Origin of the sequence: Streptococcus mitis, from assembly GCF_000722695.1 — a bacterium.
Classification (GTDB): domain Bacteria; phylum Bacillota; class Bacilli; order Lactobacillales; family Streptococcaceae; genus Streptococcus; species Streptococcus mitis_O.
In genome coordinates this window covers 127,032-143,701 of the sequence record NZ_JPFU01000002.1, presented here as the reverse complement: position 1 = coordinate 143,701, position 16,670 = coordinate 127,032, and the positions used below count along the sequence as shown (strand labels likewise).

The window sequence follows — 16,670 nt, the reverse complement described above, 5'->3', positions numbered from 1 at the left end:
AAGGATTATTATGGCACTGAAAGTTAGAAAAGCAGTCATCCCTGCCGCTGGACTCGGGACTCGATTTTTACCAGCAACCAAGGCACTTGCTAAAGAAATGTTACCAATTGTAGACAAGCCAACTATCCAGTTTATCGTAGAAGAAGCTCTTGAATCAGGTATCGAAGATATCCTCGTTGTCACTGGTAAATCAAAACGTTCTATTGAGGATCACTTTGACTCAAACTTTGAGCTTGAATACAACCTCAAAGAAAAAGGCAAACACGACTTGCTAAAATTGGTAGACGAAACAACTGGCATTCGCCTTCACTTTATTCGTCAAAGTCATCCTCGTGGCCTCGGAGACGCTGTCTTACAAGCTAAAGCATTTGTTGGGAATGAACCTTTCGTTGTTATGCTAGGTGATGACCTTATGGACATCACAGAGGAAAAGGCCGTTCCTTTGACAAAACAACTGATGAATGATTACGAAAAAACACACGCATCAACCATTGCTGTCATGCCCGTACCACATGAAGACGTTTCATCATATGGAGTCATTGCTCCTCAAGGAGAAGGAATCAACGGTCTCTATAGTGTCGAAACCTTCGTTGAAAAACCAGCTCCCGAAGATGCTCCAAGTGATTTGGCAATCATCGGACGCTATCTTCTCACACCAGAAATTTTTGATATCTTAGAAAATCAAGCACCTGGTGCTGGAAATGAAATCCAGCTTACCGATGCAATCGATACGCTTAATAAAACACAGCGTGTTTTCGCCCGTGAATTTACAGGAGCTCGTTACGACGTTGGGGATAAGTTTGGCTTTATGAAAACATCTATTGACTACGCCCTCAAACATCCACAAGTCAAGGATGATTTGAAAGATTACATCATCCAACTTGGAAAAGAATTGGCTGAGAAGGAATAACAAAATCATCTATATTATATAAAGAAGAACTAGGATGCTTAATTATCCTAGTTCTTCTTTATATATCCAGATTAGCCACACATAAATTAAGTAAATTCTCTACTTGAATCTACCTATTTCATAAAAACTAATGAAAACGCTATACTTGTATTTGTTTTTTCATTAAAATAAGAGTACAATAAATTAGTATAGTAAAACAAAAAAGCACCGAATCGGTGCGCACTTTTTCAAGTTGTATACGGACAAAGCCTTATTTTAACTTGCTGTGTTGTTTCGAATAGTTCCAACGATTTTATTGTACTATACTCATCAAATATTATCAAGTGAAATGTAAATTATTTTACAGATAAAGCAAAAAGCTAGTTTATTATTATTTGAAACAATACAGTTCTAAAACTAAAATACAACCCCTTACTAATTCTAACAAATTTCCACAAATATATCATTCGTTTTATTGAAATTATCATTAGAAATGCTATAATCTATTTATAGTTGTATTTTAAGGAGATTATTTTGAAAAAGTTCAAATTTACTAAAGATAATTTAGCTATCCTATCTGAAGTAGTAAAGTTTATGAAAGGTTGCGTTGATTTAATCAAAGCTCTCATTTTGTAATTTTTTAAAAAATTATAATTTAATACAAAGGAGGTTTATAACCATATGAACAATAACAATTACTCTATCGGACTTGATATCGGAACAAACAGCGTCGGATGGGCCGTCATTACGGATGACTATAAGGTGCCATCAAAAAAGATGAAAGTTCTAGGCAATACTGATAAACACTTTATCAAGAAAAATCTAATTGGAGCTTTATTATTTGATGAAGGAACTACTGCTGAAGATAGACGTCTAAAACGAACCGCGCGCCGTCGCTATACACGTCGAAAAAATCGTCTTCGCTATCTTCAAGAAATCTTTTCTCCGGAAATAAGCAAGGTGGATAGTAGTTTCTTTCATCGATTAGATGACTCCTTTTTAGTTCCTGAGGATAAAAGAGGAAGTAAATATCCTATTTTTGCTACCTTAGCAGAAGAAAAAGAATATCATAAGAATTTCCCAACTATCTATCATTTGAGGAAACAGCTGGCGGACTCAAAAGAAAAAGCTGACTTGCGCTTAATCTATCTAGCATTAGCTCATATGATTAAATACCGCGGACATTTTTTATATGAAGAATCTTTCGATATTAAAAACAATGATATCCAAAAAATCTTTAACGAGTTTATAAGCATTTACGACAACACCTTTGAAGGAAGTTCACTTAGTGGACAAAACGCACAAGTAGAAGCAATTTTTACTGATAAAATTAGTAAATCTGCAAAGAGAGAACGCGTTCTAAAACTCTTTCCTGATGAAAAATCCACTGGTTTATTTTCGGAATTTCTCAAGTTAATTGTAGGAAATCAAGCTGAGTTTAAAAAACATTTTGACTTGGAAGAAAAAGCTCCGCTACAATTCTCTAAGGATACCTACGATGATGATTTGGAAAACTTACTCGGACAAATTGGAGATGGTTTTGCAGAGCTTTTCGTGGCCGCTAAAAAACTCTATGATGCTATTCTTCTATCAGGAATTTTGACTGTCACAGATCCTTCAACCAAGGCTCCACTATCAGCATCTATGATTGAGCGCTATGAAAACCACCAAAAAGACTTAGCGGCTCTAAAACAATTCATCCAAAACAATCTTCAAGAAAAATATGATGAAGTTTTCTCTGACCAATCTAAAGATGGGTATGCTGGGTATATCAATGGCAAAACCACTCAAGAAGCATTTTACAAGTACATCAAAAATCTTCTCTCTAAATTTGAAGGATCAGATTATTTCCTTGATAAAATTGAACGTGAAGATTTCTTGAAAAAACAACGGACCTTTGATAATGGTTCTATCCCTCATCAAATTCATCTTCAAGAAATGAATGCCATTATCCGTCGGCAAGGAGAACATTATCCATTTCTGCAAGAAAATAAAGAAAAGATAAAGAAAATCTTAACGTTCCGTATTCCATACTATGTTGGTCCATTGGCTCGTGGCAATGGTGATTTTGCTTGGCTTACTCGAAATTCTGACCAAGCAATCCGACCTTGGAATTTTGAAGAAATTGTTGATCAAGCAAGCTCTGCGGAAGACTTCATCAATAAGATGACTAACTATGACTTGTATCTGCCAGAGGAAAAAGTTTTGCCCAAGCATAGTCTCTTGTATGAAACATTTGCTGTCTACAATGAATTAACAAAAGTAAAATTTATTGCAGAGGGATTGAGAGACTATCAATTCCTTGATAGTGGGCAAAAGAAGCAAATTGTCAATCAATTATTCAAAGAGAAAAGAAAAGTAACTGAAAAAGACATCACTCAGTACCTACACAATGTTGATGGCTACGATGGAATCGAACTAAAAGGAATTGAAAAACAATTTAACGCTAGTCTTTCTACTTATCATGATTTACTTAAAATAATCAAGGATAAAGCGTTTATGGATGATGCTGAAAATGAAGCAACTCTTGAAAATATCATCCACACGCTCACTATCTTTGAAGATCGTGAGATGATCAAGCAACGTCTTGCTCAATATGACTCTCTCTTTGATGAAAAAGTGATTAAAGCACTGATTCGTCGACATTATACTGGTTGGGGAAAACTCTCTGCTAAGCTAATCAACGGTATCTGTGATAAAAAAACTGGTAAAACAATTCTTGACTACTTGATTGATGACGGCTACAGCAATCGTAATTTTATGCAGTTAATCAATGATGACGGGCTTTCCTTCAAAGACATTATTCAAAAAGCACAAGTGGTTGGTAGGACAAACGATGTGAAGCAAATTGTCCATGAACTCCCAGGTAGTCCTGCTATCAAAAAAGGAATTTTACAAAGTATCAAGATTGTTGATGAACTTGTCAAGATTATGGGCCACACTCCCGAGTCCATTGTGATTGAGATGGCACGAGAAAATCAGACAACTGCCAGAGGGAAAAAGAATTCCCAACAAAGATATAAACGCATTGAAGATGCACTAAAAAATTTAGCACCTGGACTTGATTCAAATATATTAAAAGAATATCCAACAGATAATATTCAACTTCAAAACGACCGTCTCTTCCTTTACTATCTCCAAAATGGGAAGGATATGTACACTGGGGAACCTCTTGACATCAACCAACTAAGTAGCTATGACATTGACCATATCGTCCCACAGGCTTTTATAAAAGATGATTCTCTAGACAACCGTGTCTTGACTAGTTCAAAGGATAATCGTGGTAAATCTGATAATGTTCCAAGTTTAGAGGTTGTTCAAAAAAGAAAAGCTTTTTGGCAACAATTACTGGATTCCAAATTGATTTCAGAACGTAAATTTAATAATTTAACCAAGGCTGAACGTGGTGGGCTAGATGAGCGAGATAAAGTTGGCTTTATCAGACGCCAACTAGTTGAAACACGGCAAATCACAAAACATGTTGCCCAGATTTTGGATGCCCGTTTTAATACAGAAGTGACTGAGAAGGATAAGAAGAACCGTAACGTCAAAATTATCACTTTGAAATCCAATCTAGTTTCCAACTTCCGTAAAGAATTTAAGTTATATAAGGTGCGGGAAATCAATGACTACCACCATGCACATGATGCCTACTTAAATGCAGTAGTGGCTAAGGCTATCCTTAAGAAATATCCTAAACTAGAGCCTGAATTCGTCTATGGTGACTATCAAAAGTACGATCTTAAGCGCTACATCTCAAGATCCAAAGATCCTAAAGATGTTGAAAAAGCAACTGAAAAGTATTTCTTCTACTCAAACTTGTTGAACTTCTTTAAAGAAGAGGTGCATTACGCAGACGGAACCATCGTAAAACGAGAGAATATCGAATACTCTAAGGATACTGGAGAAATCGCTTGGAATAAAGAAAAAGATTTCGCTACAATTAAAAAAGTTCTTTCACTTCCGCAGGTGAATATTGTGAAGAAGACAGAGATTCAAACACATGGTCTAGATAGAGGTAAACCTAGAGGATTGTTCAATTCTAATCCATCTCCTAAACCTTCAGAAGATAGTAAAGAAAATCTTGTCCCAATTAAACAAGGGCTTGACCCACGAAAATACGGTGGTTACGCTGGTATTTCTAACTCATACGCGGTCTTAGTTAAAGCTATTATTGAAAAAGGAGCGAAAAAACAACAAAAGACAGTCCTTGAATTTCAAGGTATCTCTATTTTAGATAAAATAAATTTTGAAAAGAACAAAGAAAACTATCTTCTTGAAAAAGGATACATAAAAATTCTATCAACTATTACTTTACCTAAATATAGTTTGTTTGAGTTTCCTGATGGTACAAGAAGAAGACTAGCAAGTATTCTATCGACAAACAATAAACGAGGAGAAATTCATAAAGGTAATGAATTGGTCATCTCCGAAAAGTATACAACTCTTTTGTATCATGCTAAGAATATTAATAAAACACTTGAACCAGAACACTTAGAGTATGTTGAGAAACATCGAAATGATTTTGCTAAACTTTTAGAATCTGTACTTGATTTTAACGATAAATATGTAGGCGCATTAAAAAATGGAGAAAGAATCAGACAAGCATTTATTGATTGGGAAACAGTTGATATCGAAAAGTTATGTTTCAGTTTCATTGGTCCAAGAAATAGTAAAAATGCTGGCTTATTCGAGTTAACTTCACAAGGAAGTGCTTCTGACTTCGAGTTCTTGGGAGTAAAAATTCCACGATACAGAGACTATACACCTTCTTCACTCCTCAACGCCACCCTCATCCACCAATCCATCACTGGTCTCTACGAGACTCGGATTGACTTAAGCAAATTAGGAGAAGACTAATGGGATGGAGAACTATTGTAGTCAATACGCACTCTAAACTCTCCTACAAGAATAACCACTTGATTTTTAAAGATGCCTCTCGAACAGAGTTAATTCACCTGTCCGAGGTGGACATCCTGCTTTTGGAGACGACAGATATTGTTCTCTCCACTATGCTGATAAAGCGCTTGGTGGATGAAAATATTCTGGTCATCTTTTGTGATGATAAACGCTTACCAACAGCATATTTAATGCCTTACTACGGTCGTCATGATTCCAGTTTGCAACTCTCTCGTCAAATTGCTTGGAATGAAGATGTAAAGGCGGAAATATGGACAACCATCATTGCACAAAAAATTCTCAATCAAGCTTTTTATCTGGGGAGTTGTGGTTTTCTGGAAAAGAGCCAGTCCGTCATCGATCTCTATCATGGATTGGATTTGTTTGATCCTAGTAACCGTGAGGGACACGCAGCTCGTATTTATTTCAACACCTTGTTTGGAAATGATTTTAATCGTGAGCAAGATAGTGATGTTAATGCTGCCTTAGACTATGGCTACACTTTGATTTTGAGTATGTTTGCGCGTGAGATTGTTTTGTCTGGCTGTATGACTCAGTTTGGCTTGAAACATGCCAATCAGTTCAATCAATTCAACCTAGCCAGTGATATTATGGAGCCTTTCCGTCCGATTATTGACAGAATTGTCTATGAAAATCGAAACAGTTCTTTTATCAAAATCAAACGAGAACTTTTTACTATTTTCTCAGACACCTTCCACTACAATGGTAAAGATATGTACCTGTCCAATATCATCAGTGACTATACTAAGAAAGTCATCCAAGCTCTCAATCAACCCGAGAAAGGAGTTCCTGAGTTTAGGATATGAATTATCGATATATGCGTATGATTTTAATGTTTGATATGCCAGTTGATACCGTAGAGGAACGCAAGGCCTATCGGAAATTTCGGAAGTTCCTCATAGATGAGGGATTTATCATGCACCAATTCTCCATCTATAGCAAACTCTTGCTCAACAACTCTGCTAATAACGCCATGATTGAGCGACTCAAGACCCATAACCCTAAAAAGGGGAACATTACTCTCTTAACCATTACAGAAAAGCAGTTTTCTCGTATGATTTACTTAAATGGCGAACGAAATACCAGCATAGCAAATTCCGATGCACGCTTGGTCTTTCTAGGAGAGGAGCCTAGAGATGAAGATTAATTTCCCACTACTGGATGAACCATTAGCTATTGAAAATGCCACTTTTTTAGTGTTGGAAGACCAGTTTACCTTTTCAACTATCGTCACGCAATTCTACCAATATACTGATGATGGGGAGTTGAAGTTGTTTGATAGAAATCTAAAAGCTCTGAAAGAAGCTGAATTACTAGTGATAACGGATGTCTTAGGATACAATCTCAACTCACCTGCGATGCTCAAGCTGATACATGCAGATCTTGAAAATCAGCTCAATGACAAGCCCGAAGTCAAATCCATGATTGAAAAGCTGGTTGCTACGATTACAGAATTGCTAGCATTTGAGTGTTTAGAAAACGAGTTAGACCTAGAGTATGATGAAATTACCATTCTAGAGTTAATCGATGCACTTGGTGTCAAAGTCGAAACCCTGAGTGATACACCTTTTGAAAAGATGCTAGAAATTGTCCAGGTTTTTAAATATCTTTCTAAAAAGAAACTCCTTGTTTTCATCAATGCATCCGCCTATCTATCAAAGGATGAGTTAGTAAATTTGATAGAGTATATCCAACTCAATCAACTGTCCGTCTTGTTTATTGAGCCTCGGCAAATCTATGATTTTCCGCAGTATGTATTGGATCAAGACTATTTCTTGAACCCTGAAAATATGGTATAATAAGAGTAACAATTGGAACCTGACGAGCTGAAGTCTGGCTGGGACGAATGGCGCGATTACGAAATTTCGTGAGAAAAATTTTTCTACGAGGTTTTAGAGCTGTGTTGTTTCGAATGGTTCCAAAACAGCGGCAGAAATCGCTCAATCAGTTGCAGCGTTTTAGAGCTGTGTTGTTTCGAATGGTTCCAAAACAACATCTAAAGGTTATGCAGAGGCAGAGGTGTTTTAGAGCTGTGTTGTTTCGAATGGTTCCAAAACCTTTGAGTTATCGTCATCGTATCAATCGCAGTTTTAGAGCTGTGTTGTTTCGAATGGTTCCAAAACAGAACATACCAGAAACGTTTTTCCTATCAGGTTTTAGAGCTGTGTTGTTTCGAATGGTTCCAAAACGTGTAAAGAGGTTTTTTAGGTTGATTTGACGTTTTAGAGCTGTGTTGTTTCGAATGGTTCCAAAACATTTTGTTCTTCAAAAGAGAATGGAACATAGTTTTAGAGCTGTGTTGTTTCGAATGGTTCCAAAACCAAATAAAAACCAGCTAACTCGTAACAAGCGTTTTAGAGCTGTGTTGTTTCGAATGGTTCCAAAACAAAAGAATCAGATATCGTGTTATGTCTTGTGTTTTAGAGCTGTGTTGTTTCGAATGGTTCCAAAACTGTTTCTTTTACAATTACAGATCAAGACGCGTTTTAGAGCTGTGTTGTTTCGAATGGTTCCAAAACTAAGGTGTATTATAGTCTTCCGTATAATATGTTTTAGAGCTGTGTTGTTTCGAATGGTTCCAAAACCACGTAATGCTTGTGATGCAATAACAAGTTGTTTTAGAGCTGTGTTGTTTCGAATGGTTCCAAAACGTTCCGACTCTATGTCAATATGGTTTGTAAGTTTTAGAGCTGTGTTGTTTCGAATGGTTCCAAAACAATCTTCCTAACTCGTTTATGTAGGCAGTTGTTTTAGAGCTGTGTTGTTTCGAATGGTTCCAAAACGAGCAGAAATCAAAGGCAGAGTCGTTCACAGTTTTAGAGCTGTGTTGTTTCGAATGGTTCCAAAACTGGAGAGTTGCTGGTCTTGTTTGATAAGTTGTTTTAGAGCTGTGTTGTTTCGAATGGTTCCAAAACGTGTGTACGCACATTGTAAACAAGCATTTAGTTTTAGAGCTGTGTTGTTTCGAATGGTTCCAAAACTAAGGTGTATTATAGTCTTCCGTATAATATGTTTTAGAGCTGTGTTGTTTCGAATGGTTCCAAAACCACGTAATGCTTGTGATGCAATAACAAGTTGTTTTAGAGCTGTGTTGTTTCGAATGGTTCCAAAACGTTCCGACTCTATGTCAATATGGTTTGTAAGTTTTAGAGCTGTGTTGTTTCGAATGGTTCCAAAACAATCTTCCTAACTCGTTTATGTAGGCAGTTGTTTTAGAGCTGTGTTGTTTCGAATGGTTCCAAAACGAGCAGAAATCAAAGGCAGAGTCGTTCACAGTTTTAGAGCTGTGTTGTTTCGAATGGTTCCAAAACTTGATGATCCGGCTGAACAATTGCAGAAACGTTTTAGAGCTGTGTTGTTTCGAATGGTTCCAAAACTCTGCTCTGTTTCATCCAGTCTTTGACGAAGTTTTAGAGCTGTGTTGTTTCGAATGGTTCCAAAACCAGAGAAGATTATGGCACGAGCCTTGCTGAGTTTTAGAGCTGTGTTGTTTCGAATGGTTCCAAAACAAAATTTCTAATTTAGGACTTTGGTTTGAAGTTTTAGAGCTGTGTTGTTTCGAATGGTTCCAAAACGAATTAATCCGGTCGAATTGAGTGAAATGGGTTTTAGAGCTGTGTTGTTTCGAATGGTTCCAAAACATGGAAGAAGAGGGTAACTGTCACGAACTCGTTTTAGAGCTGTGTTGTTTCGAATGGTTCCAAAACCCTTGAAAAAATCATTAAGGTAGTCAGCTCGTTTTAGAGCTGTGTTGTTTCGAATGGTTCCAAAACTGCTAAGGACAGGACGCTGGCTATCCGTGTGTTTTAGAGCTGTATTGTTTCAAATGGTTCCTAAACAGAAATTCTTTTAATCAAAAGCACTCGAAAGTTTTAGAGCTGTGTTATTTCGAATGATTTCAAAGCACATTAAAAGCTACTCATTTTTTAAGTAGCTTTTTTCTTATTCAAGTTTACATATTAGTCGTCACAACCCCATTCCCTTGTAGAGAAGCAATACTGAGAGTCCTACGAATAACACTACCGCTACCAGTCTCTGACTAGCGCTATACATCCGTCTTTCGCCTCTAACTGGAAAGATAACTGCTAGAAATGCTCCACCAACTGCACCTCCGATATGGCCAGCTAGGCTGATTCCTGGAATCAGAACACTTCCAATAATGTTAATCACAAAAAGTGTCAAATAAGACTGTCCTAGCTGTTGGATATAAGGATTGCGCGTAGCATAGCGAAGAATGATAATCGCGGCAAAAAGACCATAAAGAGAGGTGGATGCACCTGCCGCTATGGATTTAGGACTAAACTCAAAAACAAAGAGATTGCCCATCATTCCTGATAAAAGATATAGAAAGAAAAACTGCTTGGATCCGAAAATCTCCTCTACCTGCCTTCCAAGATAATAAAGCGAAAGCATATTGACAATGAAATGCTCCCACCCAATATGGACAAAAATGGCAGAGAAGAGACGCCAAATCTGCTCAGGAAAGAGGCGAATGGCAGGTCCGTACATGGCTCCAAATCGAAATAGGGTATCTGCCCTGTCAAAGTTTCCACCTGTAGTCACCAACATTAGTAGAAATACCAAGGCCGTCACTAAGAGGAAGAAACTCGTCACAGGGTAACGCCTATCAAAGATTTCTTTCATCAATCAGTACCTCCTGAACAGGAATATCATGGTCCTCAGGTATAAAATCCCGAATTTGACAAGGATAAACCGTACTCAAAGTATGACCAGAAAAATGTTCCAGATAGCGGTCATAATAACCTCCACCATAGCCAATCCGATAGCCCTCTCTCGTAAAAGCCAGCCCTGGAACATGAATCAAATCAATCTGAGAGACATCCACCACTTCCAAATCTCCCTGTGGTTCCAGTAAGCCAAAGGAAGTTTTGACCAGTTGTTGCGGATCATAGACTACAAAGTCCATGCGCCCCTTGGGATAGGTTTTTGGTATTAGAACCTTCTTGCCATCCCTCAGCGCCTGCTCAATCAATCCCTGCGTTTGAAACTCATGAGGAAAAGAGAGGTAGGTTGCGATGATTTTAGCTTCTTGGTAAAAGGGGTGTTGTAAAATTCGCTCGGTTAAAGCTTGGTCTATAGCCTGTTTTTGTTCTTGAGATAAAGCCTTCATTTCTTGCAAGACTTGCTTGCGTAATTCCGATTTCATAGCCAATTCCTCTACTCTGCTGCCTTCTTTTTCAGGAAACTAGAGACCGCATCCACCCCAATTGCTAGAGCCTCTTCCTTCGGAGTCATCTGAGGGTGATGAAGAGCGTAGGGACTATCGATACCCAGCCAGAACATAACGCCATCTACCTTTGAAAGGAGATAACCAAAGTCCTCACCTGTCATAGCAGGCTCGATATCAATCAACTCGATTCCCTCTTTTTCTTCAAAAAAGTCCATCAGTTCACGCGCCAAGACTGGATTGTTCTCGACAGGCAGGTATCCACCTTGTTTGAGTTCGACTTCGACTTCCATATCAAAGGCAGCTGCAACTCCTTCTGCAACTGTTTTGACCCTCTTTTGTACCAAAAGAGTCATGTCCTGTGTCAAGGCCCGAATAGTTCCATGCAGAAAGGCTGTATCTGTGATGACATTGTTTGTTGTTCCAGCTTGGAAAAGACCAAAGGTCACCACTGCTCCCTCGATTGGGTTGACATTGCGGCTGACAACTGACTGCACCTGGGTTATAAAGTAACTAGCCGCCACCAAAGCGTCATTGGCTTCATGAGGAAAAGCTGCGTGTCCACCTTTGCCTTTGAAACGGATCTTCACCTCGCAAGTCCCTGCAAAGAGTGTATGAGTATTGGTCGCAATCTGTCCAACCTTAAGATCCGGTCGAACATGAAGACCATAAAATTGGTCTGGTAGCCAATCTCCAAAAGCCCCGTCCTCATACATGAGCATACCACCTGCTTCATTTTCTTCAGCAGGCTGAAACAGAAAGAGCAGATTGTTCTTGGGTTGCTGCTCAAGGACTCGCTCAAGACAGCCCAAGGCAATGGTCATGTGAAAATCATGACCACAAGCATGCATACGACCTTGGTGCTGAGAAGCGAAAGGTAGCCCTGTTTGTTCGACGATAGGCAGGCCATCAATATCTGTTCTCCAACCAATGGTCCGCTCTGGCTGACTTCCCTGCAAATAGACCAAAATTCCTGTCCGCCAAGTACGAACTTGGACAAAATCCTTGCCCGCAGTCAATTTCTCAATCACATCCAGCAGATAAGCCTGAGTCTTGAACTCCTCCAAGCCAATCTCCGGAATCTGGTGCAAATCTCGTCTAGTCTGAATCAAATCTAACATCTATCTGTCCTCCTATATAGCAGAAAGAGGCTGGAAAAGGGTTCCGCCTCTATTTTTCATTTACAATTACAAGGTACGAAGCGCATCTTCTAGCGCTGTTTTTTGTTGAGTTTGGGCATCAATTTCTTTGATAATGCGAGCTGGAACACCTGCTACTACCACGTTTTCTGGGACATCTTGAGTAACAATAGCTCCTGCTGCGACAACTGAACCACTACCGATTTGGACCCCTTCGATAACCACTGCATTGGCTCCGATAAGAACATTGTCTCCGACGCGGACTGGTTCAGCGCTAGCTGGCTCAATTACACCTGCAAGAACGGCACCTGCACCAACGTGGCTGTTTTTCCCAACGATAGCGCGGCCACCAAGGATAGCCCCCATGTCAATCATAGTTCCTGCGCCAATTTCAGCACCGATATTGATAACAGCTCCCATCATGATAACAGCATTATCACCAATTTCAACTTGGTCACGGATAATCGCACCTGGCTCGATACGAGCGTTGATAGCACGTTTATCTAGCAAAGGAACTGCAGAATTGCGAGCATCTTGCTCAACAACATAGTCTTGATTTTCTACCAAGCCATCAAGAAGCGGAGCCACATCTTTCCAGTCTCCGAATAGGACATTCCCTAGTTTGACAACAGAGCTTGGTACAGCGGTTGCAAGTTCCCCCTCAAAGGTTACTTTAACACTGGTTTTCTTTTCAGCATTGGCGATAAATTGGATAATTTCTTGTGCGTTCATTTTTGTAGCAGTCATAAGCGCCTCCTAGTTCATTTTAATGATACCTATTCTACCAAAAAAGGCCTCAAATTTGAAGCCTTTTTGTTTGTTTTTAGGTATGATTTTTAGGGATGTGAGATAAAACGTGCTGTCGGTAAAAGCAAGCCCCTACCGATACAACCTAAAAACACTCTTCACAACTATCTCCCCGTGTTTTATTGACTATTCTAGTATAGCACACTTTTAGAATTAAGAAAAGACTTTTTATTTACTTTCTTTCGCTTCTTCTATCGATAGGAAAATCATGGGTAAAATAATCAGGGCCATCGCTAGAAGAAGAGACCAATCCACTACCAAGCCTAAAAACAAAACACTCAAAAGGGCAGAAGAGAGGGGTTCACTGGCACTGATAACAGAAACCACCAAAGGAGAAACCAAGGACACAGCCTTCATGGAAATAAAAAAAGCAAAAGCCGTCCCAAAGAAAGCGATAATGAGACAAATCAAGATACTCCAAATATCAAGAGTAAAGGAAAGCTGATATACTGGCGAGAGGACATTGCTAAATAAACCGGCCAAAATCATCCCCCACCCAACCGTCGGTACAAAACCATAGCGCTTAGCAAAAGGTTGAGGTAAGATAACATTAAACATAACACCCATGGCACTCAGCAGACCTGTTATAAGGGCTAGTGGAGTCATAGATAACTGAGAGAGGTCTCCCTTTGTCGCCATCAAGCAAACACCCAGCATGGCAACCAAAACATAGAAAATAGCGCTTTTTGACGCTCGTTTTTGATAAACCAAGCGATTGTAAAAGAGGATAAAGACTGGACTGATGAACTGTAAAATAGTCGCTGTCGCTGCATTTGAGTATTCTACGCAGAGATAGAAAAAATACTGGACTGAGAAAATTCCCAAAATAGCGTAGGCTAAAAAAGGCAGGTAATTTTTCTTATCTCGCCAAATATCTAGCACTTGCGATTTTAATTGCACTGCAGACCAAATGAGCACAAGACTCCCTGCCAGTGTCAAACGCATAGAGGTAATCCAGCCCGAAGAAACCTGATAATGAGTAAAGAAATACTCTCCTAGAATTCCACAGATTCCCCAGATTAAGCCAGATAGAAGCGAATAAATGGTTCCTTTAACAATCTTTTTCTGATACTGATTCATACCTTTATTGTAACACGAAAGGGAAAAAGAAAAAAGTGGCAATCAATGCCACCTTCCTATCTTCTACTATTTGATTGTGTAGATGATGATGAACTTGATGTACTGCTAGAACTACTACTTGAACTTGGTGTAGATGAGAAACTACCAATAATACTTGACCAAGCATTTTGATAGTCTGATTCACTTCCTCCAATAGCAAAGTGATAGCTTGTCGTAGGAGCCCCTGCCTTGTTAGCCCAATAGCTCGTTACAGTAGAACCTGAAAGATCCACCGTTTTTCCGTTAACAGTTACTTTACCCGGCTTCTGCCCTGTAGATCTGAGGACCTGAGATTGAGTCACACTAGAATCAAGATTAAAGCGTTCATTGCCCCAAACGCCAGGCTCTGCCTCTTGGATAGCATTAACCAAGTGAGCCATATATTTGGCATTTCGATAATGCCCCGCTCCCTTGGCCATTGGGCGGTTGTCATCATGACCTAGCCAACCACCTAGAGTCAATCTTGGTGTCGAAAGCATGAGCCACATATTTTCATCTTCATTGGTCGTACCAGTCTTACCAATCCAGTCTGCACGAGCTAAGTTTGAATTAATAGCAGCCAAGTCCGTTTGGAAACTTGAAGTGATTCGAGATGAAATCACTTCACGAAGCAAGCTCTGCATAATCGTTGCTGTTGCCTTCGAGTACACTTGAACTGGTTTGTCTTGGAATTCATAGATTACTCTACCATCAGATGATTCAATCTTAGAAATCACATGCTTCTGATGGTAGACACCGTTATTGGCAATTGTTTGATAACCGTTGGTATGCTGGGCAACTGTGACTTCAATACCACCCCCCATAGGCAGACTTTCGATACCGTACTCTGGAATCTCGTAGCCCATTTTCTCCATGTAGCCCTTGACATCCACACCCTTCTCACGAAGCATACGATAGGTCCAATAGGCTGGGATATTCCACGAATAATTCAGGGCTTCACCCAGAGTCATCATGCCTGTACCTGGACTGTTTACATACATGATAGGATTTCCATTAGAGAATTTTGTCGGATAATTGGACAAGATACTGGCGCTACCCATCAAGCCTTGGTCAATGGCAATACCGTAGGCCAGCAAAGGCTTGGTTGTAGATGCTGGTGAACGCTTGGTATCAAAAGCGTGATTGTTTTGGTTTATCTGGTAATTACGACCACCAACGAAACCTAGAACAGCCCCCGTTTTATTGTCCATCAAAACATTCCCTACCTCAGGCTGACCAGTCGAATCATCTACCAAACGACCGTAGTTAGCAACTGCATTTTGCATGGCGTTATGGATTTTTTTATTGATCGTTGTAGTGATTTTATAGCCGCCTTTACTTAGTTCCTGCTCCGCTCGCTCATGATAAGCCTTTTGAACCGCTTCCTTTTTCAACTCTTGGCTGGAGACATTGTCCTGTTGAACTAAATAATCATACATCCGATCTGTCGCTTCAGACATAGCCGTAAAGTAAAGGTAATCTCTTGAAACAGCATTGACAGTTCCCGATGGCAAGAAGTCTTGTTTAAGATTATAATCCTTGTACTGGTCGTACTCTTCCTTAGTTAAAGCACCCGTACGGTACATGTTATAGAGAACTCCCTTGGCCCGCTTCAAACCAAGTTCTAAGTCTTCATCACTCTTTAACTCTCCAGTATTTTCATAAGGAGAATAAGTAATCGGACTCTGGGGCAAACCTGCTAGGAAGGCAGCTTGAGGAATACTCAACTTATTGGCATCAATACCGAAAATCCCTTCAGCAGCTTGCTGGGCACCTGCAATATTCTGCCCTTTATGATTTCGACCAAAAGGAGCGATATTGAGATAGGCTGTTAGGATCTCATCTTTTCCCATCACTCTTTCTAAAGCAAGGGCATCGACAATTTCTGTAGCCTTACGAGCCAAAGTAGGAGCATCTCCGACCACTTGTTGCTTGATTAACTGTTGGGTCAAGGTCGAGCCCCCGCTAGATGAGCCCAAACCTGCAAAGGTTCCCAAGGTCGCCCGAATCACAGCTTTTGGCACAACCCCTTTATGTTCAAGAAAATGTTCGTCCTCAGTTGCAACGATAGCCTTTTTGAGATTGTCCGATATTTCCTCAGATGAGACAGAAGTTCTCAGTAAGTCACTCTCGATAGAAGCAATGACACTCCCATCTGCATAAACAATTTCTGAGATTGAAGAAACATTTTTAACCTGCTTGACCAAGTCCTCCGCTGGCGGAACCTTAGCCTTATCGAACAAGGCAACTCCATAACCAAGAGCTACACCAACACCAAAAAGCCCACCGATAAAGCCTAGAATAAAGAGAGTATTCAAAACTCCCTTGATAGCAGCCAAAATGCTCCCTAAGATAGACAGAATTCGCCCACCTGTCCCATCCGACTGCTTCTCTTCTGAGACTTTCTCTGATTTTTTATGATTTGTGTTTGATTTTACTAGCTGGAAAAATTCCAGCATTTTTCGTTTTAATTCATTTAATTGATTTTGCATGGATTTCCTCACTCTATCTATTATACCATAAAAGGGAAACTTTCAATAAAATGCCACTTTCTTCCCTATTCTACTAGGCTATTGCCCAAGTTTGTGATACAATAGGTAGAAACAATATTTTTAAAAAGGAGAAAAGA

The 16,670-nt window shown here is 39.5% G+C and carries 11 protein-coding genes and 1 CRISPR repeat array; of the genes, 5 read left to right on the top strand and 6 right to left on the bottom strand.

The window, feature by feature from the left end; genetic code table 11:
* Positions 1 to 10: 10 nt before the first annotated feature.
* The 5 genes from galU (at position 11) to csn2 (ending at position 7,608) form a co-directional block, all read left to right on the top strand.
* Positions 11 to 910 (top strand): UTP--glucose-1-phosphate uridylyltransferase GalU, encoded by a 900-nt coding sequence (gene galU / locus SK629_RS00825; RefSeq protein WP_042900174.1) that lies wholly within the window; start codon positions 11 to 13, stop codon positions 908 to 910.
* A 660-nt stretch (positions 911 to 1,570) separates the two neighbouring features.
* A complete protein-coding gene (gene cas9, locus SK629_RS00820; protein ID WP_042900171.1) occupies positions 1,571 to 5,749 on the top strand; it encodes a type II CRISPR RNA-guided endonuclease Cas9 in 4,179 nt (1,392 codons plus the stop codon).
* On the top strand, positions 5,749 to 6,615 hold the full coding sequence (cas1, locus tag SK629_RS00815) for a type II CRISPR-associated endonuclease Cas1 (protein WP_042900170.1): 867 nt from the start codon (positions 5,749 to 5,751) through the stop codon (positions 6,613 to 6,615). The genes cas9 and cas1 overlap by 1 nt, the downstream gene beginning before the upstream one ends.
* Positions 6,612 to 6,956 (top strand): CRISPR-associated endonuclease Cas2, encoded by a 345-nt coding sequence (gene cas2 / locus SK629_RS00810; protein ID WP_042900169.1) that lies wholly within the window; start codon positions 6,612 to 6,614, stop codon positions 6,954 to 6,956. The genes cas1 and cas2 overlap by 4 nt, the downstream gene beginning before the upstream one ends.
* Entirely contained in the window at positions 6,946 to 7,608 is a 663-nt protein-coding gene (csn2, locus tag SK629_RS00805; protein WP_042900168.1) for a type II-A CRISPR-associated protein Csn2, read from the top strand. The genes cas2 and csn2 overlap by 11 nt, the downstream gene beginning before the upstream one ends.
* A gap of 90 nt (positions 7,609 to 7,698) precedes the next feature.
* Positions 7,699 to 9,714: direct repeats of the CRISPR family, unit length 36 nt; unit sequence GTTTTAGAGCTGTGTTGTTTCGAATGGTTCCAAAAC.
* Positions 9,715 to 9,775: 61 nt separating this feature from the next.
* Here csn2 and SK629_RS00800 read toward each other — a convergent pair.
* The 6 genes from SK629_RS00800 to pbp1b all read right to left on the bottom strand — a co-directional run bounded on the left by SK629_RS00800 (position 9,776) and on the right by pbp1b (position 16,533).
* Positions 9,776 to 10,453, bottom strand: coding sequence for a rhomboid family intramembrane serine protease (locus SK629_RS00800; protein ID WP_042900167.1), 678 nt, complete (start codon positions 10,451 to 10,453; stop codon positions 9,776 to 9,778).
* Positions 10,437 to 10,976, bottom strand: coding sequence for a 5-formyltetrahydrofolate cyclo-ligase (locus SK629_RS00795; RefSeq protein ID WP_042900166.1), 540 nt, complete (start codon positions 10,974 to 10,976; stop codon positions 10,437 to 10,439). Before SK629_RS00795 ends, SK629_RS00800 begins: the two co-directional genes overlap by 17 nt.
* A gap of 11 nt (positions 10,977 to 10,987) precedes the next feature.
* On the bottom strand, positions 10,988 to 12,118 hold the full coding sequence (locus tag SK629_RS00790; protein ID WP_042900165.1) for an N-acetyldiaminopimelate deacetylase: 1,131 nt from the start codon (positions 12,116 to 12,118) through the stop codon (positions 10,988 to 10,990).
* A gap of 66 nt (positions 12,119 to 12,184) precedes the next feature.
* The gene (gene dapD / locus SK629_RS00785) at positions 12,185 to 12,883 is read right to left on the bottom strand and encodes a 2,3,4,5-tetrahydropyridine-2,6-dicarboxylate N-acetyltransferase (protein ID WP_000127443.1); all 699 of its coding nucleotides are present in this window, start codon (positions 12,881 to 12,883) and stop codon (positions 12,185 to 12,187) included.
* 228 nt (positions 12,884 to 13,111) lie between these two features.
* Positions 13,112 to 14,023 carry a DMT family transporter gene (locus SK629_RS00780; RefSeq protein WP_042900199.1) on the bottom strand — a complete coding sequence of 304 codons (912 nt, stop codon included), beginning with the start codon at positions 14,021 to 14,023 and terminating at the stop codon, positions 13,112 to 13,114.
* 56 nt (positions 14,024 to 14,079) lie between these two features.
* On the bottom strand, positions 14,080 to 16,533 hold the full coding sequence (pbp1b, locus tag SK629_RS00775; protein WP_042900164.1) for a penicillin-binding protein PBP1B: 2,454 nt from the start codon (positions 16,531 to 16,533) through the stop codon (positions 14,080 to 14,082).
* Positions 16,534 to 16,670: the final 137 nt, after the last annotated feature.